General features: G+C 50.1%; 26 protein-coding genes. 5 read left to right on the plus strand and 21 right to left on the minus strand.

The window, feature by feature from the left end:
• From D9597_RS02665 to D9597_RS02745, 15 genes are all read right to left on the minus strand, one after another.
• Positions 1-2,437 (minus strand): autotransporter outer membrane beta-barrel domain-containing protein (locus D9597_RS02665; RefSeq protein WP_130221588.1); only part of this gene is annotated, 2,437 nt, incomplete at its 3' end.
• A gap of 622 nt (positions 2,438-3,059) precedes the next feature.
• Complete coding sequence (gene emrB / locus D9597_RS02670) at positions 3,060-4,598, minus strand: multidrug efflux MFS transporter permease subunit EmrB (RefSeq protein WP_130217219.1); 1,539 nt, start codon at positions 4,596-4,598, stop codon at positions 3,060-3,062.
• Between the two features lie 16 nt (positions 4,599-4,614).
• The gene (gene emrA / locus D9597_RS02675) at positions 4,615-5,787 is read right to left on the minus strand and encodes a multidrug efflux MFS transporter periplasmic adaptor subunit EmrA (protein WP_001295175.1); all 1,173 of its coding nucleotides are present in this window, start codon (positions 5,785-5,787) and stop codon (positions 4,615-4,617) included.
• 126 nt (positions 5,788-5,913) lie between these two features.
• The gene (gene emrR / locus D9597_RS02680; protein ID WP_000378441.1) at positions 5,914-6,444 is read right to left on the minus strand and encodes a multidrug efflux transporter EmrAB transcriptional repressor EmrR; all 531 of its coding nucleotides are present in this window, start codon (positions 6,442-6,444) and stop codon (positions 5,914-5,916) included.
• Positions 6,445-6,534: 90 nt separating this feature from the next.
• A complete protein-coding gene (gene ygaH, locus D9597_RS02685; protein ID WP_130210894.1) occupies positions 6,535-6,870 on the minus strand; it encodes an L-valine transporter subunit YgaH in 336 nt (111 codons plus the stop codon).
• A complete protein-coding gene (ygaZ, locus tag D9597_RS02690) occupies positions 6,860-7,597 on the minus strand; it encodes an L-valine exporter subunit YgaZ (protein ID WP_130210896.1) in 738 nt (245 codons plus the stop codon). Before ygaZ ends, ygaH begins: the two co-directional genes overlap by 11 nt.
• 123 nt (positions 7,598-7,720) lie before the next feature.
• Positions 7,721-8,905: an MFS transporter gene (locus D9597_RS02695; RefSeq protein WP_130221557.1), complete on the minus strand. Its 1,185-nt coding sequence runs from the start codon at positions 8,903-8,905 to the stop codon at positions 7,721-7,723.
• A gap of 291 nt (positions 8,906-9,196) precedes the next feature.
• A complete protein-coding gene (gene proX, locus D9597_RS02700; RefSeq protein ID WP_032226031.1) occupies positions 9,197-10,189 on the minus strand; it encodes a glycine betaine/L-proline ABC transporter substrate-binding protein ProX in 993 nt (330 codons plus the stop codon).
• A 56-nt stretch (positions 10,190-10,245) separates the two neighbouring features.
• Positions 10,246-11,310 (minus strand): glycine betaine/L-proline ABC transporter permease ProW, encoded by a 1,065-nt coding sequence (proW, locus tag D9597_RS02705; RefSeq protein WP_130208067.1) that lies wholly within the window; start codon positions 11,308-11,310, stop codon positions 10,246-10,248.
• Positions 11,303-12,505 carry a glycine betaine/L-proline ABC transporter ATP-binding protein ProV gene (proV, locus tag D9597_RS02710; RefSeq protein WP_130221558.1) on the minus strand — a complete coding sequence of 401 codons (1,203 nt, stop codon included), beginning with the start codon at positions 12,503-12,505 and terminating at the stop codon, positions 11,303-11,305. The genes proW and proV overlap by 8 nt, the downstream gene beginning before the upstream one ends.
• Positions 12,506-12,859: 354 nt before the next feature.
• Positions 12,860-13,819 carry a class 1b ribonucleoside-diphosphate reductase subunit beta gene (nrdF, locus tag D9597_RS02720; RefSeq protein ID WP_130221559.1) on the minus strand — a complete coding sequence of 320 codons (960 nt, stop codon included), beginning with the start codon at positions 13,817-13,819 and terminating at the stop codon, positions 12,860-12,862.
• Between the two features lie 9 nt (positions 13,820-13,828).
• Positions 13,829-15,973, minus strand: coding sequence for a class 1b ribonucleoside-diphosphate reductase subunit alpha (nrdE, locus tag D9597_RS02725; protein WP_130221560.1), 2,145 nt, complete (start codon positions 15,971-15,973; stop codon positions 13,829-13,831).
• Positions 15,946-16,356: a class Ib ribonucleoside-diphosphate reductase assembly flavoprotein NrdI gene (gene nrdI, locus D9597_RS02730; RefSeq protein WP_130221561.1), complete on the minus strand. Its 411-nt coding sequence runs from the start codon at positions 16,354-16,356 to the stop codon at positions 15,946-15,948. The genes nrdE and nrdI overlap by 28 nt, the downstream gene beginning before the upstream one ends.
• Complete coding sequence (gene nrdH / locus D9597_RS02735) at positions 16,353-16,598, minus strand: glutaredoxin-like protein NrdH (protein ID WP_130208073.1); 246 nt, start codon at positions 16,596-16,598, stop codon at positions 16,353-16,355. Before nrdH ends, nrdI begins: the two co-directional genes overlap by 4 nt.
• 208 nt (positions 16,599-16,806) lie before the next feature.
• Complete coding sequence (locus D9597_RS02745) at positions 16,807-17,238, minus strand: carboxymuconolactone decarboxylase family protein (RefSeq protein ID WP_000209788.1); 432 nt, start codon at positions 17,236-17,238, stop codon at positions 16,807-16,809.
• 87 nt (positions 17,239-17,325) lie between these two features.
• Here D9597_RS02745 and D9597_RS02750 point away from each other — a divergent pair, with 87 nt between their 5' ends.
• On the plus strand, positions 17,326-18,660 hold the full coding sequence (locus tag D9597_RS02750; protein ID WP_130221563.1) for a PLP-dependent aminotransferase family protein: 1,335 nt from the start codon (positions 17,326-17,328) through the stop codon (positions 18,658-18,660).
• Between the two features lie 55 nt (positions 18,661-18,715).
• Here the strand turns inward: D9597_RS02750 and D9597_RS02755 are convergent, their stop codons facing one another.
• Entirely contained in the window at positions 18,716-19,045 is a 330-nt protein-coding gene (locus D9597_RS02755; RefSeq protein ID WP_001295174.1) for a DUF883 domain-containing protein, read from the minus strand.
• 151 nt (positions 19,046-19,196) lie between these two features.
• On the opposite strand from D9597_RS02755, the gene D9597_RS02760 reads away from it, so the two are divergent.
• Complete coding sequence (locus D9597_RS02760) at positions 19,197-19,541, plus strand: DUF2002 family protein (RefSeq protein ID WP_130221564.1); 345 nt, start codon at positions 19,197-19,199, stop codon at positions 19,539-19,541.
• A gap of 37 nt (positions 19,542-19,578) precedes the next feature.
• Here the strand turns inward: D9597_RS02760 and alaE are convergent, their stop codons facing one another.
• The gene (gene alaE / locus D9597_RS02765) at positions 19,579-20,028 is read right to left on the minus strand and encodes an L-alanine exporter AlaE (RefSeq protein ID WP_064529915.1); all 450 of its coding nucleotides are present in this window, start codon (positions 20,026-20,028) and stop codon (positions 19,579-19,581) included.
• Between the two features lie 662 nt (positions 20,029-20,690).
• Here alaE and stpA point away from each other — a divergent pair.
• A complete protein-coding gene (gene stpA / locus D9597_RS02770) occupies positions 20,691-21,092 on the plus strand; it encodes a DNA-binding protein StpA (protein WP_064529914.1) in 402 nt (133 codons plus the stop codon).
• Between the two features lie 46 nt (positions 21,093-21,138).
• On the opposite strand, the gene D9597_RS02775 is transcribed toward stpA, so the two are convergent.
• Positions 21,139-21,663 carry a rhodanese family protein gene (locus tag D9597_RS02775; RefSeq protein ID WP_130221565.1) on the minus strand — a complete coding sequence of 175 codons (525 nt, stop codon included), beginning with the start codon at positions 21,661-21,663 and terminating at the stop codon, positions 21,139-21,141.
• 9 nt (positions 21,664-21,672) lie between these two features.
• Positions 21,673-21,972, minus strand: a complete 300-nt coding sequence (locus tag D9597_RS02780) for a metalloregulator ArsR/SmtB family transcription factor (protein WP_130208087.1) — start codon at positions 21,970-21,972, stop codon at positions 21,673-21,675.
• A gap of 182 nt (positions 21,973-22,154) precedes the next feature.
• Here D9597_RS02780 and D9597_RS02785 point away from each other — a divergent pair, with 182 nt between their 5' ends.
• Positions 22,155-22,313: a YqaE/Pmp3 family membrane protein gene (locus D9597_RS02785; RefSeq protein WP_000508177.1), complete on the plus strand. Its 159-nt coding sequence runs from the start codon at positions 22,155-22,157 to the stop codon at positions 22,311-22,313.
• Between the two features lie 82 nt (positions 22,314-22,395).
• Complete coding sequence (gene kbp / locus D9597_RS02790) at positions 22,396-22,842, plus strand: potassium binding protein Kbp (protein ID WP_064529911.1); 447 nt, start codon at positions 22,396-22,398, stop codon at positions 22,840-22,842.
• A 6-nt stretch (positions 22,843-22,848) separates the two neighbouring features.
• Here kbp and csiR read toward each other — a convergent pair whose 3' ends face one another.
• Positions 22,849-23,508 carry a DNA-binding transcriptional regulator CsiR gene (gene csiR, locus D9597_RS02795; RefSeq protein ID WP_130221566.1) on the minus strand — a complete coding sequence of 220 codons (660 nt, stop codon included), beginning with the start codon at positions 23,506-23,508 and terminating at the stop codon, positions 22,849-22,851.
• A 20-nt stretch (positions 23,509-23,528) separates the two neighbouring features.
• Positions 23,529-24,929 (minus strand): GABA permease, encoded by a 1,401-nt coding sequence (gabP, locus tag D9597_RS02800; RefSeq protein ID WP_130221567.1) that lies wholly within the window; start codon positions 24,927-24,929, stop codon positions 23,529-23,531.

Consider the following 24,929-nt stretch of genomic DNA (forward strand, 5'->3'; position numbering starts at 1 on the left):
TGTAATTGCGGGAGTTATAAACCCAGTTGGCTTCCACGAAAGGCTGGAAAGAACGCTCTTTATGATCATCAATAGCATGATGACCCTGCAGATATGCTTTCACCCCCAGACGTGTTTGCAGGTTGCCTTCGGTGCTGTCCTCAACAAGCGTGCCATTGTCTTCCGTATGATTGTCTGCCTTCACATCCATCCATGTCAGTTGCATTTTTGGCTGCAACCAGTAGCTGGTACGTGCATCTGCGCTTTCACCAAGACGGAAGGTATAACCCGCTTCAATGGCGGCGGTGATGCCGTCAGAGTGATATTTCTCACTGGGCAGATACTCGCCGGAGACGGTATTATCAAACCAGTTGTAGAGCAACCAGCTGTCAACATAAGTCCCTGTTTTGTCTGCTTCATTAGCGTACCAGGTGCCATACACGCCCACACTGTAGCCGTCGATTTGCCCACGTGAGTTGTACCCGGTCAGGTTGGAATGCGTGTGACTCTTGCTGTTGGCATAGCCAGCCATTAAGCCGAGATGCCAGCGATCAAGGTCATTACTGCTCCATTGTGCGAGGTCACCACCCAGTTGCAGAACATAACGGTTGCTCTGAGTGCTCAATTCATCCGAGCGATCTTTAAAGCGATTATGTCCGCCAATGTTACGCATCCACAGACTGGTCACTTTCTGTTCGCCAGTGAGCAGGTCGGTGTATTGTGTTTCCCCCAGACGGTCATGCAGTCGGGTATTAAACAGCGTATTTGCCGCCTGAATATTAGCCACATAGCTACCAATTTCCGGGCGATACAGATGTTTTCGTTCTGGTTGTGGAACAGATGGCGTAACAGGCGGCTCCGGTGTCACAGGCGGTTCTGGTGTTACAGGGGGCTCAGGATCGGGTTCCGGGATGACGGGGAGTACCGGGGTATACGGTCCTGCGGGAATTTCACTGGTTAAAAACCAGTTCTGGTTGTCGCTTTTTACTACGTTGTAATCATAAGGACCGGCAACAATACGACCTTCTTTACTGAAAACGCCCTCTGACAGGCCGTCAACCTCGACAATTTTTATCCCTTCCAGAGTATCCGCGCCCAGACCGCCCGCATTGTGAACACTCACGCGGGTATGACCAGACGTGTTGCCTTTTACAATTAATTTATCGGTCGCGGAATTATCATCACCGAGTTCGGTACGCATAACTAACAACCCATTATTGGCGGTGTAATCTCCATTAATGGTGAGTGTGGCAGGTGTCAACTTGTTGCCATTTTTTGAGGACGATAGCGTCGCTGTACCTGCTAAATCCAGCGTATTTAAGGTTTGCGAAAAACCGTCTAAATCAATATTCCCTCCACTGGAGACGACATAACTGGAGTTCGGACTAAAGGTATCGTTGATACCGGCGCGCAGGGTGCCTTTACTAATATTCGTTTGGCCAGAATAGGTATTTGCGCCAGTCAACGTAGTGATACCTGAACCTTCCTGGTTAACTTCGCCTTTGCCAGCTATATCTGCAGCCAGGATAAAATCTTCGCTGGAATGGTTGAAATTAATTTGGGCAGTACTATCCCCTACATCGCTTCCCATATGGATAATCGGCGTCTTAATTGCCCCCGCTTTCTGTTCGGCTTCTCCCTTCGCTCCACCAATGTTTAGAATACCGGTGCTGGTTTCGTCCATTCCAAGCCAGATAAATTGATTCGCGCTGACCGTGGCATTATTACTAACGGTAAGAGTACCCTTTGCATCGTTCTGCAATGAGCCCAATCCACCAAGGGAGATAAACTCATTCACGGCTAATGAAGAATTGTCACCATCAACCAGGGTTTCGCCGTATCCCGTTCCCTGAAAATTCTCCATATTTCCATTAAAGCCAATGATCATATCTTTTGATGCTGTAAGACGACCGCCATGAGTGATTTCGAGTTTACCCGTCCCCTGATCGCCTACCATCACATACCGTGCGGCAACGGATGAACCCTCACCGTCAATAACAACTTGACCCTGTGCCTGGTAATTAAATTCACCGATTCTGAATTCATTTAAATCGGTGATAGTACTGCCGCTAAGCACCATTAAGGTTCCTGAACCACCATTCTTACCTAAATAAACATCGCGTTCATTAGGCGATGCATGACTAAGCGTTAGATGAGTATTATTTTCTAATTTCATTACCCCGGAGGTAGCATTGCCGATTACGATTTTAGCCGTAGACAGATCCCGCCCATCTATATTCAATGTTCCTTCACTTTTTGAACCAACATTAAGATAATGAAATTGATCCCAGGCTGATGAATTATTTTCGGATGAGGATAGCGTTACAACATCATTATTGTCGATGGTAACATCACTGTTGATGGTCGTGGGTGGTGTCCATGCCAGTGAAACGGGTATTGATAACACGGTTGAAATAGCTATTGCCAGCGTTGACAAGGGATGCTTTTTGATGTTCATAAAGTTCCTTCTCATCCTTATGATTTATTTTTAGATAAATAATGAACTCACAGTAACTACGTAAGAAAATTAGATTTTAACGTCTTTGGAACAGGTTACTGTTTCTTCAAATGAAGAGTAGTGCGTGAAACCAATGTTTATAAATCAGTTTAATTTATGGTTAATTTAATATTAATTTATTTTGATGGTTTAGTTGTTGTGCTAAAAAATAAGTAGCATAGTTTTCTATGGCAAAAATCTTTAAATATCTTAAGTGGTAAAAAATGATAAAAAGAAAAATGAGGAAAATCATTAAGATATATGGTGTCGATATTTTTTGAATTTAATAAAAATGACAAATTAATTGCATGTTTATTGTTTGCACATCTTCTTAGAAGGGGGTAAATACCAGGGTTTTTATCAAAAAAATAATATAAATGTGATTTCTGTGTATCGATGAAATGAATAAAAATATGAGATAAAACACACGATTCTTAAGAAAAATATAAATACATTGTCTATTTTTCTGATTGCAGAACTGTTTATTAAGCAACCCTCCATAATGGCATCATTTGGCGTTGATTAAACAACCGTTTACAGAATGAGCATATAAAAAAGGGAGCCGCAGCTCCCTTGAACAACCTTAGTGCGCGCCGCCTCCGCCGCCGCCTGCGCCAAATGGCGGTTTAGCAAACCACACCAGCCCCAGCAAGACGAGGAATATCCCGGCTGACATCCAGAAGATCTCATTGGCAGAAATAATCAGCCCCTGATTGGTGATCTGCTGAGCAATCCAGCCCGATGCCTGCTGTTGCGTCATCCCCAGCCCTTCCAGTTGGCTGTACATCGCCTGGGCGTTCGGGTTATACGGGTTCACCGATTCGGTCAACTGAGCATGGTGCATCGACTCGCGGTTAGTCCACATCGTCGTCGTTATGGACGTACCGATAGACCCCGCCAGCGTTCGCGTAAAGTTGGAGAGGCTCGACGCCGCCGCCAGTCGTTCCGGTGGCAGACCAGACAGCGTAATGGTGGTCAGCGGCATAAAGAAGCAGGCCACCGCGAAGCCCTGAATAAACTGCGGCCAGGCCGACGCGCCGAAATCCATACCCGGTTCAAAGGTATAAGCACGCCAGTAGAAGCAGACGGCATACATAATAAAGCTGAACGTCACCAGTCGGCGCATATCCAGTTTATGCGCAAAGCGACCGATAATTGGCGACAGGATCACCGGAATAATCCCTACCGGCGCAGAGGCCAGCCCTGCCCACGTTGCCGTGTAACCGTAGACCTCCTGCAACAACTGCGGCAGCAGAACAATAGCGCCGAAGTAGAGCATATACGCGAGGCTGATACACAAGCAGCCGATGGTGAAGTTGCGCGACTTAAACAACGACAGATCGACTATCGGGTTATCATCCGTTAGCTCCCAGACAATCAGGAAGCAGATAGCCACCACTGCCACCACGGTAAGGATGATAATTTCCTGTGATGAGAACCAGTCCAGCTCTTTACCCCGGTCGAGCATAATCTGTAGGCTGCCGATACCAATTACCAGCAGTGCCAGCCCCACGGCATCAATCCGCCGCCGTTCGGTGCGGGTTTCACGTCCGCGCAGGGTTTGCAGTGTCATCAATACAACCGCCACGCCAATCGGCACGTTGATGAAGAATATCCAGCCCCAGTGGTAATTATCACTGATATAACCGCCGAGGATCGGGCCGCAAATTGGCGCGACAATCACCGTCATCGACCACAACGCCAGCGCGATAGAACGTTTGGCCGGTGGGTAGTTATTCAGTAACAGACTTTGCGAAAGCGGGATCAATGGCCCGGCGACAATCCCCTGAATCACGCGGAAGAAGATCAGCATATTCAGACTGCTGGAGACACCACATGCCCACGAAGCAATGGCGAAGGCGATGGTCGACCAGAGGAACAGTTTCACTTCCCCGAAGCGCTTTGCCAGCCAGCCGGTAAGAGGGATCGAGATGGCATTCGCCACCCCGAAGGAGGTGATTACCCACGTTCCCTGACTGAGTGATGAACCCAGGTTCCCGGCGATAGTGGGGATCGCCACGTTAGCAATGGTGGAGTCCAGCACCTGCATGAATGTCGCCAGCGACAGCGCAATCGTCATAATGACCAGTTGCGCGCCTTCCAGCGGTTTTTGCTGTTGCATCACACGCACCTCTGGATTAGCCAGCGTTAGCTTTTACGATGTCGTCGATCAGTTTATTGACAGGTGCCAGGCTGATTTCACGCGCGGTGCTTACCGCGACCGGTGTGGAGCGTACTTTGTTTGCCAGTACCTGGCCGTCACGGTTAGTGGTATTGACGCTCACCAGCGTGGATAAACCGATACGCAGCGGGTATTGCTCCAACTGTTTCTGGTCCAGTTCGATACGAACAGGCAGACGCTGAACGACTTTGATCCAGTTACCGGTGGCGTTTTGCGCCGGAAGCAGCGAGAACGCGCTACCCGTACCCATATCCAGACCAACCACTTTACCGGTGTATTTCACATCATCGCCGTAAATATCGGTGGTGATGGTAACCGGCTGACCGATGCGCATATTGGCAATCTGCGTCTCTTTAAAGTTAGCATCCACCCACATATTCGTGGCTGGAACGACCGCCATCAGCGGCGTCGTTGGGCTAATTTGTGCACCAGGCTGTACTGCGCGACGGGAGACATAACCAGTCATCGGGCTGACAATACGGGTACGCTCCAGCGCCAGCCAGGCATTACGCACTTCAGTGGCAGCCTGTTGCACGGCAGGCTGATCTTCAAGTTTAGTACCCAAAATCATCGCCTGATTGGCATTGTATTGTTGAATGGCGACATCCAGCTGCGCCTGGGCGCTGGTGACGGCGTCGCGGGCGTGTTGCAGCTCTTCTCGGCCAATCAGGTTGGCATTGCCCAGCGGCACGCGACGGTTGTAGTCACTCTGAGCTTTGGCGAGGGCGATTTTCTGCACCTCAATATTTGCCTGCAACTGTTTGCTGTTAATCATCAGCTGGTGGGTTTGACGTACGCTGGAAGCCAGCGCAGTTTTGGCTTTTTCAAACGCCTGGCGAGCATCCGTCGGGTCGAGAGTGACCAGCACATCGCCTTCTTTTACAAAATCGGTGTTATCGGCCCAGACTTTCGTCACACTGCCTGACACCTGAGACATAATTTGAATCTGATTTCCTGCCACGTATGCGTCATCCGTTTCTTCGAAATGACGCAGTACCAAAAACCAATAAATCCCTATCGCTACGGCAATAATAATAAAGAGCAAGGTGAGAAGGAGGAGCAGACGCTTACGTTTGCCGCTCTTCTTTACCGGTTGCTGCGGGGTTTGTGTCTCCGCATTTGCGCTCATAGTATTCTCCACGATCTTCTTAACTCATCGGCTGAGCCGACCTGCTTGCCAAAAAGGCCAGCACGTTGCGATGCTGGCCGGTCAGTTTTTCTTTTATAAGTCTGGATTTTTGAGCGAGATGACGCGTTAGCTCATCGCTTCGAGAACAGCACCGTCTTGTTCCATCTGATCGAGACGGGAGAGCAATTTGCGGGTGATTTGCTCGAGCTGATCTTTTTCTGTTGTGCTGAGCGCGGACCAGAGTTGATGCAGGCAGTTATGCTGCGGCGGTAAAACCTCGCGCAAAAACTCGTGACCTTTTTCCGTTAATTGCAGATGCAGGCAGCGGCGATCGTTATCGCTTTCACGACGTTCGATCCAGCCACGTTTTTCCAGCTCATCGGCAATACGCGTCGCATTGGTACGGGATGATCCAAGAGCACAGCTCAATTCAGAAGGCTGAATACTGTGGTTTTCCTGAGACTCCAGCGTAATCAACGCCATAAACAACGTCTCGTTAATCCCCTGAGCCTTCAGCATTTTATTGCGGTTCTCCAGCAGCTTGCTTTGCATATGCATGCAAAGACGGGTCAGAAGGATCTCCTGATAAGGAAAATCTTCGTGGCGGCTGGCGCGAAATTTTAGCATTTGTTCAATGGGCGTAAACGAACTATCCATTTGGGTATGACCTCATTAATTTCAGCCGATATAGTAACGACAGTGACAAATAAAGTAAATGTATTGTTTTAGAAAAATGATTCTTGTGGTCTATAGAAACGTCATCACTTTCCACGTCAGCCCGTAGGCCAGCGCACTCAATAAAGTGGGAATAATGATGCTGCGTGTTTTATAGAAACTGGCTCCCAGTACCGCAAAACCGACCAGCGTGGGTACGAAACGGCGTGAATCGTGTATCACTTCTGGTGCGGTAGAGACAACCAGCAGAGCGCAAATCGAGGCGATGCCAATGGTGTCGAGCAAAATACCCACTGCGCCACGCTTGGTTGGGCGGGCATTGCCCACTCGCAGGCGTAGGGGTAAATAGCGGAAGCAGTAATTCGCCGCGCCAACCAGTAATCCAAGCAGCAGAACCTCATAGCTCATCAGGTGCTCCTTGCCAGAATGACTGGATTAACGCAGTGAGGCAGCCAAAGACAATGCCTGCCAGAATGGCGACGGGAATAGAAAATAGCGTTACGCCAGCAAGGGCACCAACTAACGCTGCGGTAACGCAAAGAGATTGTTTGCGCTGGAAAGAGGCGAGCAGAAAACTCATAAAGAGTGCCGGCAGCATAAAGCCTAATGCTGCTTCGACGGCTGGATAACCTTGCAGCAAACCGCTGCCCGAAAATGCCCCTATTACCGTACCAAATACCCACGATGACCATGAACTGAAGGCAATGCCGATCATCCAGTTTTCGCTCCAGCGGCGATTATTACGTACCAGTTTTGCCGTTGCTGCGGCAAAAACTTCGTCCGTCAGGCCAAACGCCCACAGTGCGGTTTTCGATTTTTGCAGGCGTTGAACAATGCGGCTACGCAACGATGGACCATACAGTACATGGCGAACATCCATTGCCATAACGGTCAATGCGGCTACCCACAAGCTACTACCAGCTGCCAGCATTGCGGTGATGACAAACTGGCTCGCTCCTGCATAAATAATGCAGGAGAAAAAAACGCTTTCCAGGGGAGAGAATCCCAGACGGGTCGCATTCAGACCAAATGCAAAGGCCACCGGAATATAACTAATAACAATCGGTAAACTGTCTTTGCAGCCTTCCATGAAGGTCGCCGAACCAGAAGCAGGCAGTGGAGTAGGGCTTACCATAGAGTGTACGCTTAACGATTGTTAATATTATTAATAGTCTGGATGAATATCCTAACCTTATCAGACTGATGGGATTCTTAACACCCTTATAAGTGTAAAGCCACGAAAACGGTTGCTGATTGCTTAATTTGCGACTTCCTGAAGATGAAAACCTCGCCACCAGACCAGTAAGTTAACCAGGGCAATCGTCGCGCCAGCCAGACAAACGCCAGCCCAACCGGCATGTTGCCAGGCGGATGCCGAGATCAGCGAACCAGCAGCACCGCCAATAAAGTAGCTGGTCATGTAACCTGCGGTCAGGCGATTACGCGCATCAGGATGAATACGATAAATCACGGTTTGATTGGTGATATGCACGCCCTGCACGGTGAGATCCAGTATCAGAATGCCGATAATTAGCGCCAGTACGGAAGCGTGGCCAAACCAGATCGCCAACCACGAAAGTAACAGCAGCAGCAGACCAAACGTTGTTGTGAGATGCGATTTGCCCTTATCGGCAAAACCGCCCGCCGGGCGAGCGCCCAACGCCCCGGCAGCCCCCGCAAGTCCAAACAGACCAATTACGCCATCGCTGTAATTAAAAGGCGGCGCGGCGAGCAAAAAAGCCATTGATGTCCAGAGAATGCTGAAGTTGGCAAAGGTCAGGCAGCCCAGTATCGCGCGGGTACGCAGGATCTTCTCGCTGATAAACATGCTGAAAACGGAACCAAGCAACTGTGGGTAGTTGAGGTGGGTTTCAGATTTCATTTGTGGCAGGCCGCGCCATAACGCCAGTGCCATCAGTGCCATTAACACCGATGCGACCCAAAAGACGGTGCGCCAGCCGCCGAGATTCGCCAGCAGTCCGGCAACGGTCCGTGCGAGTAAGATCCCCAGTAGCAGGCCACTCATAATGGTGCCAACCACTTTGCCGCGTTTGTCCGGTGAAGCCAGCGTCGCCGCCAGCGGAACCAGAATTTGTGCCACGACAGAGAATAAACCGGTTAATGCCGTACCGAGGATCATCATCGCCAGCGACTGACTGCTGGCGGTAATCAACATACCGCCTGCCGCCAGTAAGGTCATCGAGACAATCAGGCGGCGGCGTTCAAACATATCACCGAGGGGAACAAGAAACAGCAGACCTGCGGCATAGCCCAACTGCGCGGCGGTGACAATAAAGCCCGCCGAACTGGCGGAAAGGGAAAAGTTACGCGCGATGGTGTCGAGCAATGGCTGTGCGTAATAGTTGCTGGCGACCGCCAGACCGGTGGCGATCGACATTAGCACGATCAGCGCCGGGCTAAGCTCATGATTGGGTTTAGTCATTATTTTTGTTCATCAGGTGATGATTAAGCTGGAAATCAATAATAGCGGATGTTGATGAATATGGGATGAAAGATAGATTGTTGAAATGTGCGGTGTGGTTTGTAGGCATGATAAGACGCGCCAGCGTCGCATCAGGCATTGAGCACAGAACGGCGGATGCGGCGAAAACGCCTTATCCGCCCTACGGAATGAGTGTGTTTTGTAGGCATGATAAGACGCGTTAGCGTCGCATCAGGCATTGTGTACAGAGCGGCGGATGAGGCAAAAACGCCTTATCCGCCCTAATAAAAATTACTTCTGCGCTGCCAGCGCCTCATTCACCCAGCCATCGAACTGCTGCTGGTGGGCTTTAATCCAGCCATCAACATGGCCCTGAATATCGCCTTCTGAGGCTTTACCGTCATGCATAATGGCGTTCTGGGCGTTAATATCTGCCACTGGTAACTGCATAATGGCAAACAGTTTCGCTGCTGCCGGGTTTTTCTCGGCCCAGGCTTTGTTGGCAACGATATGCATGGTGCTGACCGGGAAGCCGTAATTCGCACCATTCGGCAGTTTGGTATCGGCATTTTTATCGCCCGGCAGTGCAGAGAACGGCACCTGCAACCAGACCACATCTTTCCCTGGCTTCAGCTCATTACTCACCCAGTACGGCGTCCAGGTGTAGTAAAACACCGGTTTGCCCTCTTTGTAGCGACTGATGGTGTCGGCCATCATCGCCGCATAGTTCCCCTGATTATGCGTCACGGTATTGGTCAGTTCATACGCGGCAAGCTGGTGGTTGATGGCACCTTCGCAGCCCCAGCCAGGATTACAGCCGGTTAAATCCGCTTTACCGTCGCCGTTGGTATCGAACAGTTTGGCGATCTTCGGATCTTTCAGTTGCGCGATGTTGGTGATTTTGTACTGGTCGGCAGTTTTCTTATCGATCAGGTAACCTTGTGCCGCGCCGTTAACAAATACCCCTTCACGATAAAATTTCTTATCGCCACCGGCAGCTTCGTACATGTTGTCATGCAGCGGCGTCCAGTTCACGGCGGTAAAGGTTGCATCGCCGGAAGCAAGCGAGGTATAGCCAACGTTGTAATCCACTTCGCTGGGTTTATTGACGGTATAACCTAATTTCTCCAGCGCACGACTAACCAGCAGCGTCTGGAAGGTTTCTTCAGTGATGGTGCTCTGAATCGGGTTTACGGTAATGCCTTTGCCCGGCAGATCGGCTGCAAAAGTTTGTGTAGAGATAAGCGTGGCAAACGCTGTCGCAAAAAGTACGCTATGTCGCATTGTTATTCCTTTTTTTGGCAGGGGGTAATGCCCGGCGTCACCGGGCAAGTGCAGAGTTATTTAATGAATGGGCGGGTCAGCAGACCAACAGGGCCAGTGGTGTACCAGCGACGGTTGCCGCGACTGCGTGAGTCGCGCCCAACGGCCTGCGTCAGGCGGTCGAGGATAATGGCGAGGATCACAATCCCGACGCCGCCAACGGTGGCAAGCCCCATATCCAGACGACCGATACCGCGAAGTACCATCTGACCCAGCCCGCCGACGGCAATCATCGAGGCGATGACCACCATAGAAAGGGCCAGCATCAGCGTCTGGTTAACGCCCGCCATAATGGTCGGCATCGCCAGCGGTAACTGAACTTTGAACAGCATCTGGCGCGGGCTGGCACCGAATGAGCGCGAGGCTTCAATCAGATCCGCCGGAACCTGGTTAATCCCCAGAATAGTCAGGCGGATAATCGGCGGCAGAGCAAAGATGATCGTCACCACTACGCCCGGCACGTTGCCGATACCAAACAGCATGACGATTGGCACCAGATAAACAAACGCTGGCGTGGTCTGCATGGCATCAAGCAGTGGACGAATAATTTTCGCCGCTCGCGGACTTCTCGCCAGCCAGATCCCCAACGGCAAACCGATGACGATACAGAACAGCAGGGCGGTTAACACCAGCGCCAGAGTAACCATTGCCTGTGACCAGGCTCCGATTGCGCCGATGGCAATCAGCGAAACCAGCGTCGCCACGCCCATTCCGACCCCGGAAATCTGCCAGGCGATGAGAGCGAAAACGATAATCGCCACCGGTGCCGGCATACCCAGCAGCAATTGCTGGAAACCGTTGAGGATGTAATCGACCGGAACGCGCACGCCCTGGAAGACGGGACGGAAATGGGTAACGACCCAGTCGATCCCTTCAGTGACCCAACTGTCGAGTGGGATCAGTGTTTTATGGAACGGATCGAGAATGTTAAAATGCTCGGCGTTTGGCGCAGGCGTGCTGGTCAGCCAGTCGGCGCCGCCACCGTCAGTCGGTGTAGCAGCCGGTGTACCCCAGGCATCTGCGGATTGTGCGGCACTGTCCGCCGCTGGTGTGGTATCCCACGGATTATTTTGATCAGCCATTATTTACCCCCTCACGATCTAAAGCGCGCAGCAGCATTCCTTTCGAAATGATGCCGACATACTGTTGGTCCTCGTCGACCACTGGCACCGCACAGGGCGCCTGTCCGACATGAGAGAGCAACTCGCTAAGAGGCGTTTGCGCATCGACCGCTAACGGCGCATCAATCAGTGCTGCATCAAGACCTTGCTGCTGTGTTAATGCGGTTTTAAGCGAATCGATAGAGACTGCGCCGACAAACTTATTACCGCGTTCGATAACGTAGCCATATTCGCGATCTTCATCCTGCAATAATTTCAGTGCCGAACGTGGGCCGAAGCCAGGGGTTTTACGAATTAAGCCATTAGGGCTGCGGCGGGCAATATCTTTCGCACTGAATACCTGGCTAATATCGACGCCACGGAAGAAGGTGCGGACATAATCATTCGCCGGATTATTGAGAATTTCATCCGGTGTGCCGACCTGTACCACTTCACCATTTTGCATAATGGCAATTCGGTCGCCAATACGCATGGCTTCATCGAGATCGTGGGAAATAAAGACAATGGTGCGTTGATGTTTCGCCTGTAATTTTACCAGCTCATCCTGCATCTCGGTGCGAATTAATGGATCGAGCGCCGAGAAGGCTTCATCCATTAATAAAATATCCGGATTAATCGCTAATGCACGGGCTAATCCCACACGTTGACGCATCCCGCCAGAGAGTTCATCCGGGTAGCTGTGGGCATAATTTTCCAGCCCGACCTGACGCAGTGCATCAATGGCTTTTTCCCGGCGTTCTTCGGCATTAATTCCGGCCAATTCCATACCGAACGCAGTATTGTCCAGCACGGTCATATGCGGCATTAAGGCAAAGGACTGGAAGACCATCGCAATCTTTTTTCTGCGCACCTCGCGGAGTTCGGCGTCGGATATTTTGGCAATATCCACACCATCAATCAGCACTTGCCCGCGGGTGGGTTCAATCAGGCGATTGAGAAGGCGTACCATTGTGGATTTACCCGAACCGGATAATCCCATGATGACAAATATCTCGCCTTCTTCAATGGCCAGACTGGCGTCTTTTACGCCAAGCGATAGCCCAGTTTTTTCCAGAATTTGTTCTTTTGAAAGTCCTTGTTCGATATATTTGAAAGCTCGCTGTGGATGCTCGCCAAATATTTTATAAAGATTTTTAATTTCTAATTTAATTGCCATGCAATAGAAAGATTCCTGTTATTTGTTTATGTCGATATATTACCCAATGGAAATAGTCACTTTTTTCTACCCTAACATACTGAGAATCTGAGGCAACCCCTGATGGCAAATGTGGCATGAATATTGATGCGAGCAAATTGCCGGAATTTCCCGTGATATAAGGGCTGAGAGCAAATCGAGAAAGTTGATATTTTTTGTCATAGATAGCGAAAAAACGCCTGAATATTGTAGTTTCAGGCGAATAATGCAACAGAGTATCAGTGTAGATCACCACAAAATATTTGCGTGATAAAAAGCTATCTGGCAGGAATTAATTCCCTGCTGCGGGTAGTGATATTTTTAAAAATAGCCCCGTCAGAAATTCCAGTCTTCATCTTCTGTTTCGACCGCTTTTCCCATCACATATGAAGAGCCTGAACCGGAAAAGAAGTCGTGATTTTCATCGGCATTCGGCGAAAGCGCGGCGAGGATTGCCGGATTCACTTCCGCCATTTCTGCGGGAAATAACGGTTCGTAGCCCAGATTCATCAACGCCTTATTGGCGTTGTAGCAGAGAAACGCTTTTACATCGTCAGCCCACGGGGTTTCGGCGTACAGCTCATCGGTGTATTGCAACTCGTTGTCATAAAGTTCCAGCAACAAATCGAAGGCGAAACTCTTCAATTCTTCACGTTGTGCCTGGGAGATCTTTTCCAGGTTTTTCTGATATTTATAGCCGATGTAGTAACCGTGGACTGCTTCATCGCGGATAATCAGACGGATCAGGTCTGCGGTATTGGTTAGCTTTCCGCGGCTGGAAAAATACATCGGCAGCCAGAAACCGGAATAGAACAAAAATGATTCAAGAAACACACTGGTGATTTTCTTTTTCAGCGGATTATCACCGCGATAATGTTGCTGAATAATCTGTGCTTTTCGCTGCAACGGTGCGTTTTCTTCACTCCAGGCGTAGGCGGCATCGACATCTTTGGTCTGGCACAGCGTCGAGAAAATCGAACTGTAAGAGCGGGCATGAACCGCTTCCATAAAGCTGATATTCGATAATACCGCCTCTTCATGAGGCGTGAGCGCATCGGGCATCAGCGAAGGCGCGCCGATAACATTTTGCAGCGTATCGAGCAGCGTCAGGCCAGTAAAAACGCGCATCGTCAGTTGTTGTTCTACGACACTTAATGTCTGCCACGCAGGAACATCGTTCGACAGTGGCACCTTTTCTGGTAGCCAGAAATTGCTGGTCAGGCGATTCCACACCTCCAGATCTTTATCGTCTGTTATCTTGTTCCAGTTGATGGCGCTGATACGTGAGAGTTTCATAGATATTCCTTAAAGTGCACAGGAGACGCAGCCTTCAATTTCAGTGCCTTCCAGCGCCATCTGACGCAGGCGAATGTAATAGAGCGTTTTGATACCCTTGCGCCAGGCGTAAATCTGCGCTTTGTTGATATCGCGAGTGGTGGCGGTATCGGGGAAAAACAGCGTCAGCGACAAACCCTGATCGACATGGCGAGTCGCTTCCGCGTAGGTGTCGATGATCTTTTCTGCGCCAATTTCGTAAGCATCCTGATACAGCGCCAGATTCTCGTTAGTCATAAACGGGGCAGGGTAGTAAACGCGTCCTGTTTTGCCCTCTTTGCGTATCTCTACTTTCGCCACAATCGGATGAATACTCGACGTAGCATGGTTGATATAAGAGATAGAACCGGTTGGCGGCACCGCCTGAAGATTCTGGTTGTAAATGCCGTAGCGCATCACGTCGTCGCGCAGTTGCGCCCACATCTCACGGGTAGATAACGTAATACCGCTACGGGCAAACAGTTCGCCAACTTTCGCCGTTTTCGGCTGCCAGTTCCCTTGCAGATATTGGCTAAAATATTCACCACTGGCATAGCGTGACTGTTTGAACCCGGCGAAGGTTTCACCACGTTCGCGTGCCAGCAACATCGAGGTACGCAGTGCGTGCCAGGTGATGGTATAGAAATAGAGATTGGTGAAATCCAGTGCTTCCGGCGAACCATAAGCGATGCCTTCTCGCGCCAGATAACCGTGTAAATTCATCTGCCCCAGACCGATGGCGTGTGAGGCGGCATTTCCGGCTTCGATGGACGGCACGCTGCGGATATGACTCATATCTGACACCGCTGTTAAACCGCGTACGGCGGTCTCTACCGTGCGGGCAAAGTCGGGGGAATCCATGGTGTGGGCAATATTCAACGAACCTAAATTGCAGGAAATATCATGGCCTGTGCGGGCATAGTCGAGATTCTCGTCATACTCTGATGCGCTGTTAACCTGCAAAATTTCTGAGCAGAGATTGCTCATATTTATGCGCCCGGCGATAGGGTTAGCACGGTTAACCGTGTCTTCATACATGATGTAGGGATAGCCGGACTCAAACTGGATTTCTGCCAGTCGCTGGAAGAAATCACGGGCGTTGAGGTATTTTTTGCGGATGCGTTCATCGGCAACCAGTTCGTCATAGTGTTCACTGATGGCGATATCGGCAAACGGCTTGCCATAAACTCGCTCAACGTCATAAGGCGAAAACAGCGCCATCTGCGCATTCTCTTTTGCCAGATGGAAAGTGATATCCGGGATCACCACGCCCAGCGACAGTGTTTTAATGCGGATTTTTTCGTCGGCATTTTCCCGCTTTGTATCGAGAAAACGCAGAATATCGGGATGATGGGCATGTAAATAGACTGCACCTGCCCCCTGACGAGCGCCGAGTTGGTTGGCATAGGAAAATGCGTCTTCCAGCATTTTCATCACCGGAATTACGCCAGAAGATTGATTTTCAATACGTTTAATTGGCGCGCCCGCTTCCCGCAGATTCGACAGCAAAAATGCCACGCCGCCGCCGCGTTTCGACAGTTGCAGTGCGGAATTTACCGCCCGGCCAATCGACTCCATATTGTCTTCAATACGCAGCAGAAAACAGGAAACCAGTTCGCCGCGCTGCTGTTTACCGCAGTTGAGGAATGTTGGCGTGGCAGGCTGAAAGCGTCCTGACAGCATCTCATCAGTCAGTTGCGTCGCCAGTGTTTCATCGCCTTGTGCCAGCGTCAGCGCCACCATCGTGACTCGATCGGCAAAATCTTCCAGATAACGCTTACCGTCGAATGTCTTCAACGTATAGCTGGTGTAAAACTTCCATGCTCCGAGGAATGTCTGAAAACGAAAACCGCTGGCGTGCGCGTGGGCAAACAGTGTAATGACAAAATCGCGAGAGTAGCGATTAAGAACGCTTTCATCATAGTAACCTTCGTTGACCAGCCAGTTCAGGCGCTGCTGCTGGCTACTGAAGGTCACACTGTTCGGGCGCACATGCGTCGCCATAAAGGCGTCAACGGCCTGGCTGTCTTTATCGAACTGAATGCGACCTGCGCTATCGTAAAGGTTAAGCATCGCATTCAGCGCGTGGTAATCCATCGTTTCCTGCGTCAGGCGTTCTGCGGTTGTCGTTGCCAAAATTCGGTTACTCCTTTACGAACGTTTTCGATATCGCTTTGCGTACCCATGAGTTCAAAGCGGTATAGCCACGGCACGCCGCATTTTTGAGCAATCACATCTCCGGCGCGGCCATACGCCTCACCAAAGTTGCGATTACCCGAAGCAATCACGCCGCGCAGCAACGCCCGGTTGTGCTCGTCGTTTAAAAAGCGAATTACCTGTCGTGGCACCGCGCCAGCCGTACCGCCACCGCCGTAAGAGGGCACGATCAGGATGTAAGGCTCGCCTACCTGAATCCGTTCCCGCTCATTGAGCGGGATGCGCACCGCGGGCAGCCCTAAACGTTCGATAAAACGCTGCGTATTTTCGGAGCTGCTGGAAAAGTAGACGAGCTGGCTCATGCACTGGCCGCGTGTGGCGCAGGATGCAGACGGTTGATCATGTCCGGGCGGAAGCCAGACCAGCTAAGATCGCCAGCAATTACCACCGGTAACTGGCGAAAGCCCTGAGCACGCAATGTTTCTGCTGCTTCAGGGACGTGATCGACATTAATCATTTCAAAGTCAAAGCCCCGGTTTTCCATCGCCCGTTTGGTGGCGTGGCACTGAACGCAATCGTTACGAGTGTAAATAGTAATGCGCATGATTCGTATTTCCGTTTAAAATGAAGATACGGCGCGATGATACGCGTCGGGTTGTCTCTCTGTTGATACAGAGATACTAGATGTAGTTGAAAAAAGATTCAACCACACAAGATATGGGAATTTTGGATTGATTACGCCACCGCTGAATGGCTCAACGGGGTAGGGGATTTTGTGTTTTTTTGCCGGGTGATTACCCGGCATCAAGAAGTTACATGCGCATGGAAACGGCCAGACGGTTAAAACAATTCATCAGCCCGATGGCAAACGTTAAGTCGCTGATTTCTGCTGCGCTGAAATGCTCAAGCAAAGGCTGATAAACCTCGTCTTCCGCATGGGTTCGGGCAATATCGGTTACCGATTCCGCCCATGCCAGCGCCGCCCGCTCGCGATCGTCAAAATGATGGCTTACGCGCCAGCCTGCCAGGGCGTCCAGTTTGTGCTGTGGCACGCCGGATTTGCGTAATGCTTTGCTGTGCATCTCCAGACAAAATGCGCAGCCGTTGATTTGCGAGACGCGCAAATAAATTAACTCCATCAGCGTGGTATCCAGCGCGCTATTTTCCAGTGCCGTTTTGGCCTGCACCAGTGCGTTATACACTGCCGGGCTAAGTTCGTAGTAAGGCTGACGTAATGTAGTCATACAGTTTCTCCTCTTATTAACGCCCGCAATGTAGCACTATAATGGACTGCTAAAGAGAGCCATAAATTACGTAAAAAAGCAGACCATATGCCACGTTATCAGGATATCGCCCGTCAGTTAAAAACGGCTATTGAGCAAGGGGAATTGAAACCTGGCGCAAGGCTACCTTCGAGTCGTACCTGGTCGCAGGAACTGGGGGGCTCTCGATCCACTGTCGAAAATGCGTATGCTGAGCTGGTGGCGCAAGGATGGCTGGTCAGGCGGGGACAGGCTGGCACATTTGTCAGTGAGCAGATACATCCGCAACAATCTGCTGTGGATGTCGTGGCTTTTGCTGGTGAAAGTCAGCAGCCACTGCCATTTCAATTGGGATTACCCGCACTCGATCTCTTTCCGCGAGAGCAGTGGGCGCGGGTGACGGGGCGTCGCCTTCGTACCCAGACGCGCTTTGATTTGGCATTAGGCGATGTCTGCGGTGAGGCGGCGTTGCGCGAGGCAATAGTTGATTACTTACGCGTTTCACGCGGGATTGAATGCCAGCCAGAGCAGGTCTTTATCACTCATGGTTATGCGGCCTCAATGGCTTTAATTCTACACGCGCTGGCGAAACCGGGAAACGGGATGTGGATGGAAGATCCCGGCTTTCCACTGATTCGCCCGATTGTCACTCGCCACGGTGTGGAAATTTTACCGGTGCCGGTTGATGACAACGGACTGGATGTCACAAGCGGAATACAAAATTATCCTGATGCGCGTTTTGCTCTGATTACGCCGGCACACCAGAGCCCGCTGGGTGTGGCGCTCTCTTTAGCGCGCAGGCACCAGATGCTGGAATGGGCAGAGCGTAGTCAGGCATGGATTATTGAAGATGATTACGACAGTGAGTTTCGCTATCACGGTAAGCCGTTACCGGCGCTGAAAAGTCTCGACGCACCGCAGCGGGTAATTTATGCCGGAACATTCAGCAAATCGCTATTTCCTGCACTGCGCTGTGCGTGGCTGGTGGTGCCGGTGGAGCAGATTACGCAATTCCGCCAACAGGCGTCACTGGAGCCATGTGCGGTACCCGTACTGTGGCAGAACACACTGGCAGATTTCATTCGTGAGGGGCATTTCTGGCGGCATCTGAAGAAAATGCGTCAGCACTATGCTCAACGTCGGCAGTGGATTGAGCAGGCGTTGACGCAGCAGGGATTTCAGGTTGTGCCGCAAAAAGGCGGTATCCAGATGGTTATCAGCATGGTGGGCGACGATATTGCCCACGCGCGTAAGGCCAATGCTGCTGGCCTTGCGGTGCAGGCACTTAGCGACTGGCGTATCCGCTCAAATGGGGAAGGAGGATTGCTGCTCTCGTTTACCAATATCGTTAGCGAAAGTATGGCGCAGCAGGTGGCACAACAATTACGCAGTGCCTTAAGTTAAAAACCCCGAAGTCAGGCTTCGGGGCCAGGGACGTGTATTTATTATCATTGTTTCACTACGATTTACGCATGCTTAACAACGCGCCGATAAAAATACCTACCGCAGCAGCTGTTCCCACACTACACCAGGGTCTTTCACGAACAAAAGAGTCTGCGCAGCCAACAGCATCGCGCGCGGCTTGCTGGACGCGAGTTCGACCATGCATCCGCGCCCTGGTTTCTTTCAGTAAAGCCTGAGCTTTACTGCGTGCGGCTTCGGCTTCCCCTTTAGCGTCGCTGCCCCAGGACTTCAATACAGATTCCAGGCTGTCAGCTAATTGATTGACATCATTCTGAATATCCTGCACGCCATCATCGACGTCGTTGCGGTTCGGTCTGTTAAACATATGATCTCCCATCAGGATTCAATGTAATTTTCAGTGTAGACCATAATTTTCTTAACAGAGATTCATCGTGGCTTTATGGACTTTTCTGAAAGCGTTGTGAATGCTCAATCAGGTAAGGTAGGGCCGCGGTAGATAATAACGAGGATAAAATATGTATTTACGACCAGACGAGGTGGCGCGCGTACTTGAGAAAGTCGGTTTTACCGTCGATGTGGTAACCCAGAAAACTTATGGTTATCGCCGTGGGGAAAATTATGTCTATGTTAATCGCGAAGCGCGAATGGGACGTACCGCACTGGTAATTCATCCCACGTTAAAAGAACGTAGTTCGACACTGGCAGAACCGGCTTCCGATATTAAAACTTGCGATCATTACCAGCAGTTCCCGCTCTATTTAGCGGGTGAGCGTCACGAGCATTACGGCATTCCACACGGTTTCAGCTCGCGTGTTGCGCTTGAACGTTATTTACATGGATTGTTTGGCGAAGCCAATTAAAGACGCGACTGGCATTGCCAGTCGCGACAAAGAAGGGTCAGGCTTTTACCTGCTGGTAACTGCTGACTTTGAACAGGCGGCGGCAGTAATCAAGGAAGTAGCCATAGACCGCACCCATCAACATCGAAACGACGATGTTTGAACTGACCGCGGCCATAATCTGGTGCCAACCCGCGCCCACGACGAGTAAGATTGCCATATATACCGGTGACTGGAACGTCACATAAGCCAGAATATCCGCAAGATTTTTTACCCAGCCCGACGAGCCAACTTTGCGTGCCATTCGCATAAATAGATCGCGGTACATACCGTATGGCCATGCAATTAAGATGTTCACCGGAATCGCTACCAGTCTGGAATAAAGGGACTGTTCGAAGCTCATTCCGGAGAGAAATACTTCGATAAACATGTTCACGACAGAACAGTAAACAACCATCGCGAACGTATCTGCTACTGCATGACGCAAGCGTGACTGCGGTGAGAACATGCCCATGCTCCTTAATAAACGCGAAATCGGATGAATGTGAATGCAGTGGTTTAAATTACCGTTTGCACTTTCGCATAGCGTATATCGCTGGCTATGACTTATCAATTAGTGAAAAATTTTTATTTCCTTGGTTTTTGTAGATAAAATATTCCGTAGTGGCGCATTTTTTGTACATTCTGGATTTTTTTATGTCTTAAAAGATAATGTTATTTTAAATCATTATGTTATGACGTGGCTCTGATATTTTTTAGCAGAGTGTACAAGGTGTGTTTACGCAGCAAAGCGTAGAGAATTCGGCTTAGGAGCGCGCCTGGCCTCATTCAGCATCTTTTATGTTGTAAAGCCTGTAATGGCAGCACAAAGTTTCAAGTTGACATGGGTAATATGTATTCTTTTTATGTGCATATTTATGCTGATTGCGGGTTCCGTTATCGGCCGGGAGGTTGTATCGTACGCCGGAACACTCACCAGTCGCTGTAATAAGTAAGTTAAATGGCTGCTATATAATTTGCATATAAGCATTAATGTGTCAGCAAATAACGCGCGAAATAATATCCCTTCGCGATTGTAAATATATTAAATTTTGTGGAAATATAATAAGTGATCGCTTACACTACGCGGCGAAATACTTTTTGTTTTGGCTTTAAAAGGTTTTCTTTATTATGTCCGTAATGTTACAAAGCTTAAATAATATCCGCACCCTTCGTGCAATGGCTCGCGAATTCTCCATTGACGTTCTTGAAGAAATGCTCGAAAAATTCAGGGTTGTCACTAAAGAAAGACGTGAAGAAGAAGAACAGCAGCAGCGTGAACTGGCAGAACGCCAGGAAAAAATTAGCACCTGGCTGGAGCTGATGAAAGCTGATGGTATTAACCCGGAAGAGTTATTGGCTAACGGCACCGCTGCTCCGCGTGCAGGTAAAAAGCGTGAACCGCGTCCAGCAAAATATAAATTCACCGACTTCAATGGTGAAACCAAAACCTGGACCGGTCAGGGCCGTACGCCGAAGCCAATTGCTCAGGCGCTGGCAGAAGGTAAATCTCTCGACGATTTCCTGATCTAATCCCTGGCGCCGGATGCCGCCTCTATGGCGCATCCGGCGTTGCTTCTCAAGTTCGCTGATTCCACGGCATCTTGTCTAATAGCCTTGCCATCCCGCAAAAACCGCTGATTCCTGCAAACACTAATCCTGCGCCGACAAATCCACTTAATAAGAAGAAGCTGCTATTAATGGCATAACCCAGTACGATGCCGATTAATATTAAGCCGCCAGCGGCGATCTGTACCTGACGCATTAATGGCAACGGTTGAGATTTATTTTCTGCTACCGGCAATCCCGCTTTTTTCCAGCCATCGATCCCATCTTCCAGTAAAAAGACCTCTGCGGGGGCGGCAATCGCTGCTAATTTATCAGCGTTATTACGGGTGCGTTTACCTGCCTGGCAGTGGAATATAATTTGTTCGCTACGTAATTTATCTGGAAGACCGGACTGTTCTATCACGGATAATGGTGCCAGAGAGGCTGCTGGAATATGTTCACGAAGATATTCGTCGGCATCACGAATATCGATTAACTTTGCACCACGCGCGATTAATTCTTGCGCGTCATGCGGTGAAATTGTTATCAAAGCCATCGTCACTCCTTACGGACAATAGATATTTTTCAGGGTGGCGATAATGGCATTTACCGCCTCATTTTTAATGGAATAAAGGATGCGTTGGGCGTCCCGCTGGCTGTCAATAAGTCCCTCGTCACGCATGCGAGCCAGATGCTGTGACGTGGCGGAGGCGCTAAGTCCGGTAATGCGAGCCAGTTCTCCGGCGCTGGTCCCAGGTGACCCGCAAAGCATGCACAGAATCAACAACCGTTTGGGGTGACTCATTGCTTTCAGTAAGGCCGCAGCCTGTTCGGCGCTGGCCTGTAGTTGGGCGAGTTCAGTCATAGTTATTTAAGTATTTTCTAAATTAAGTGAATTCTAAACTAAAAATGCAACGTATACCAGCGTCAGCAGCGTAAATGAGGGTAAACGCGTAGGCTGAAACTGGCTGGTTCCGCTAAAATTATTATGCTTAAGAGATAAAATCTCTTTTTAAACAATGGTTAATTTTCTTATAGGGAGTAAATATGGGTTTCTGGAGAATCGTCATCACCATCATTTTGCCGCCGCTCGGCGTGCTGCTTGGCAAAGGATTTGGTTGGGCGTTCATCATTAATATCTTGTTGACGCTGCTTGGGTATATCCCTGGTTTAATTCACGCTTTCTGGGTGCAAACCCGCGATTAACTCTGTGCTTACTCCGCGGCGTTAGTGCGCCGCGTTCCTCTGCTACACTTTCTGAGTGTTTCCGTTAACGAACGAGGTAACTATGGGTCTGTTCAATTTTGTGAAAGATGCCGGAGAAAAACTCTGGGATACAGTTACTGGTCAGCATGATAAAGACGATCAGGCGAAGAAGGTGCAGGAGCATCTGAACAAAACCGGCATTCCAGATGCCGATAAAGTAAATATCCAAATTACCGATGGCAAAGCGACGGTGACTGGTGATGGTTTGAGCCAGGAAGCGAAGGAAAAAATCCTTGTTGCGGTGGGGAATATTTCTGGTATCGCCAGCGTCGACGATCAGGTAAAAACTGCGACACCAGCCACTGCCAGCCAGTTTTATACCGTTAAGTCTGGCGACACGCTTAGCGCCATTTCCAAACAGGTCTACGGCAACGCCAATCTGTACAATAAAATCTTCGAAGCGAATAAACCGATGCTGAAAAGCCCGGATAAAATTTATCCGGGACAAGTGTTGCGTATTCCAGAGTAATAGCGGTTAGTCCGCCATCGCCTGCTGGATAATGGGAATCGGCGTCAGCAAATGCTGGCGCATTAACTCACTGGCGCGCGCGGCATCCCGCGCCAACACAGCTTCGGTTAAAATTTGATGTTGGTTGTGTTTATCTTCCAGCATTTCCACGGAAAGCACCGTTCGCCGCAACCAGATGAAGCGATAGCGCGCCGCCAGATCAAACAACCGTTCACGCATTTGCAGCAAATAGTGAGAACCACAGCCTGTCACAATTGCAGTATGAAACGCCTGATGACGCAGATCCCACTCATCAAGCATTTTCTCACTGGCGTCACAGGCCTCAAGCTTACTGAGCAGATGTGCCTTCGCAAGAACGTCTGCCTCCCACTCATCACTACCGCGGGCAATCGCCAGGCTTACCAGCATCGCTTCCATATTGGCACGGGCATCGAAAATATCGAGCAGCTCCTGTTCTGACATAGACGCCACCCGATACCCTCTTTGATTCACCACCGTGACCAGCCGTTCTGCCACCAGTTGCGAAAGCGCTTCCCGCAAGGGCCCGACGCCAAGTGCATAACGCGATGTCAGCAAACTCATCCGTAATTTTTCATCCGGCTGAAAATTGCCGCGAATAATATCGTTCTTCAACCAGCGATAGCCATCCAGAGAGGTAATGGTCATGGTGTGACTCCTGATCATTATCAGCGCGTATTATGAATGGGTGTTTTTTGCCACATTATCAGCTTTTTCCAGCGAGCCATAATTGGCACGGTACAGATAATCCCTATCGCTAATAAGCCGGTGGAGATCACTTCTAACTGTTGAGCCGGACGGAATAGCATCACCACCAACACAAAAGTAATAAAGCCAATCACCAGCCAGGTGAGCCACGGATAAAGCCACATGCGCAGGCGAATATCGCCGCCTTCCGCCAGTAGGATTTTACGCATCCGTAATTGCGAAACGGCAATGACTAAATAAACCAGCAAGGCGATAGCGCCGGAGCTGTCGATCAGGAATTTAAACACTTTCGCAGGCGCGTAATAGTTCACTACCACCGTTAAAAATGCCGCACCGGTGGAGAGTAATACTGCCACGTACGGGGTTTTACTGCGGTTGATTTTACCCATTACCGCGGGCGCATCACCGCGACGGCTTAAGGAGTAGAGCATCCTTGACGCGGTATACAGCGCCGAGTTCAGGCAACTGGTTACTGACAGCAAAATAACGCAATCCATAATGAATTTTGCATGCGGAATATTCAGCAGCTCCAGCACGGAACGGTAGGAACCCACGGTTTTCAGTCCTGGCATATTCCACGGAATGAGAGCCACGACGACAAAAATAGAACACAAATAGAAAATAGAGATACGCCAGATAACCGAGTTGGTGGCGCGAACAATATGTTTATCCGGCGTGTCGGATTCTGCGGCGGCGATGGTGACAATTTCCGCGCCCATAAACGAGAACATGGTGATCAGCATCGCGCTTAATACCGCCCCGAAGCCGTTAGGCATAAAGCCGCCGCTATCCCATAATCTTGAAATACCGCTCACTTCTGCATATGGGTAAAAACCGCTAATCGCCACTGCGCCGAGGAAAATAAATGCCAGGATGGCAATCACTTTGCATATCGCCAACCAGAACTCAAATTCACCGTAGTTTTTAACGCTTAATAAATTACTGCCGGTTAAGGCGAGGGTAATGACGAGGGAAAATAACCAGATGGGAATGCCGGGAACCCATGAGTGCAGGATCATGGCGGCGATGTTGGCTTCCAGTGGGATAACCAGTACCCAAAACCACCAGTACAGCCAGCCGATGGTATAGCCCGCCCAGCGGCCAATAGCTTTATCGGCATAGGTGGAAAAGGAGCCGGTGTCGGGCGTGGCAACCGCCATTTCCGCCAGCATCCGCATAATCATAACCACCAGTAACCCGGCGAACAGATAGGCCAGCAATACCGCCGGGCCCGCTTCGGCGATGGCGACGCTGGAACCAACAAACAGACTTGCGCCGATAACACCGGCAATAGACAACATGGTGACGTGGCGTGATTTCAGCCCGCCGCCTAACTCATGTGATTGCGATGATTGCCCCAT

The organism is Escherichia sp. E13S3, from assembly GCF_004212325.1.
Lineage (GTDB): Bacteria > Pseudomonadota > Gammaproteobacteria > Enterobacterales > Enterobacteriaceae > Escherichia.